The 2054-nt window shown below is 71.6% G+C and carries 2 protein-coding genes; one reads left to right on the plus strand and one right to left on the minus strand.

Annotated elements, in window-relative coordinates; translation table 11 throughout:
- On the minus strand, nt 1-550 hold a 550-nt coding region (locus FOE67_RS23870), incomplete at its 3' end, for a putative T7SS-secreted protein (RefSeq protein ID WP_369075297.1).
- A gap of 469 nt (nt 551-1019) precedes the next feature.
- Here FOE67_RS23870 and FOE67_RS23875 point away from each other — a divergent pair.
- On the plus strand, nt 1020-2054 hold a 1035-nt coding region (locus FOE67_RS23875; RefSeq protein ID WP_228474221.1), incomplete at its 3' end, for a hypothetical protein.

Raw genomic sequence — 2054 nt, forward strand, 5'->3', positions numbered from 1 at the left:
CGGCCAGCGCGATGGCGAGGTCGAGCTTTTCGCGGGCATCGGTGACGGCCGTCTCGGCGTCGCCCTTGTCCCTCTCCGCGTCGGTCAGGGCGCGGCGGACCTCGGCGGCGACCTCGCCCTCATCCGGGGGCTCCGCCGCCTCGGTCGCGTCCTCCAGGGTCGAGGTCGCCCGCTCCAACCACGACTGCGCCGTGGAGAGTTCCTCCCGCGCCTCGATCGCCCGATTCAACGCCCGATCCGCATCCCCCTGCGCCTCCCGCAACTTCGGCGCATACGTCAACAACGCCTGCGCGGCCAGATCGTAGGAGGTGTGCAACTTGTCCAGATCCGGCGGCAGCTTGTCGAAGCGATCCCGATACGCCTCCGCGCTCTCCCCCACAAACGACGCGAGCGCCCCCTCCTCACCCATCGCACGGACCTTGCCCAACGCGGTGAAGACGTCCTCCGCGAACTCATCGAGTTCATTGCCCAGCCGCTCGATGCGATCCGGATCCCCCGGAGCCGGATCGGAGGACATCTCCACCGGCGACCAATCCGACGCCCGCGCCACGGGACCCCCACTTTCCGAACTCCCCCATCACCGGTAGCCGGTGAGGCCTTCGGTTATCCACTATGTCGTGCCCCTGCGAAGCTCGGAACAACGGGTGGAACGTGAGTACGAGTTGACGCGAGGCCGACTCTTCCGGAGTCGGCTTCCCGGGGCGCTGGGAGTGCTGCCGGAAGCCCTGCGGTCGGGGCCGAGTCCTCCCGTTCACCGGGTGCCGGTGGACCGGCGGCCGGTGGGTCGGCGGGCATGGGAAGAACTGGAACAGCGAGGACCTTCCCACCCACCCACCAGAAACCCGGCGTCACTCGTGCGGGTGAGTTCGCCGGCTTCGCGGCCCGATGGGGGGTTATGGTCGCTTTCGACAACCACACAACGTATTCGGCCCCCGTCCGGGATTCGCACTCCCGGCCGAGGGCCTGACCGATCAGGAAGCGGTACCTTCCCGATGGCTGGCGTCCAGCGTAGCCCGATCATGTCCGGGCTCATGCACCTCCGGGCCAAATTCACCCGGAACTTCACGATTCTTCCCAACTTCCTGTTGCGCAGGCGTGGCAGTGCCGTCGTCCTCGGCGTCGCCGCCTATCTCTTCTCCCTGCCCGAGGGCACGCCGATGAGCATCGAGCGGCTGTGCCGGCACTTCACCGAGGGGCGTGTGCGCATCAGTCGCGCGTTGCGCGAACTGGAGGAGGACGGCTACCTCGAACGCCGCCTGTACCGCCTGGCCGACGGCACCGTGCGCACCCGCTTCGTCCTCCACCACCTCCCCGAGGCGGCGAGGAGGTTCGCGGAGGCGGGCCGGGACACGCCTCCCGTCGATGAGCCGGCCACCGAGCACGTTCCCGCAGCCGCGCCGGCTCCGCGGCCGGTCGCGGTGGCGGTGCCCCGGCCGGTGGCGGAAGCCGTGCCGGCTTCGGTGACGTGCCCTGCTCCGGAGCCCATTCGCGTTCCCACACCCCGGGTCGGGTCGGCTCCCGTGGAGGCACGGGTTCTCCCGGCCGTTCCGGCAGCCCGCGTCGCGCCCGTGGCCGTGACCGCTCCTGTGAAGGTCCCGGCTCCCCGGGCCGTGCCCGCGCCCGTCCTCCCCGTCGCGGAGATCGCGCCGGATCGGGCTCCCGCCAACGGCGCGGGTTCGACCCCGAAGGCCGTTGCCGACCGGCGTCCGGCATCGGAACCGGTCGTGACCTGCCCGCCGCGCGTCTCCCCCACCGGAGAGGTCCCCGCGCCCGACCCGGAGGCCGGGTCTCGGGAGCCGGCCGCACCTGCCACACCGGCCGCCGCGCTCCCACGGCGGGACACCACGGGGGCACCGGCGCCGGCCCCCACCCGGCCGGTGAGTCGGGCCGCGTTGGCAGTACTGGACTCCCTGACCGCCCACGACCCCCGGCTTCTGCTCTCCGAACGCGAACTCCACGACCTCGCCCCGGCCGTGGACACCTGGCTGGAACGCGGCGTGCCCGGCATCGAGGTCGCCCGTGCCCTCACCACCAACCTGCCCCAACCCCTCACC

It is taken from the genome of Streptomyces calidiresistens, assembly GCF_014141525.1.
Lineage (GTDB): Bacteria > Actinomycetota > Actinomycetes > Streptomycetales > Streptomycetaceae > Streptomyces > Streptomyces calidiresistens.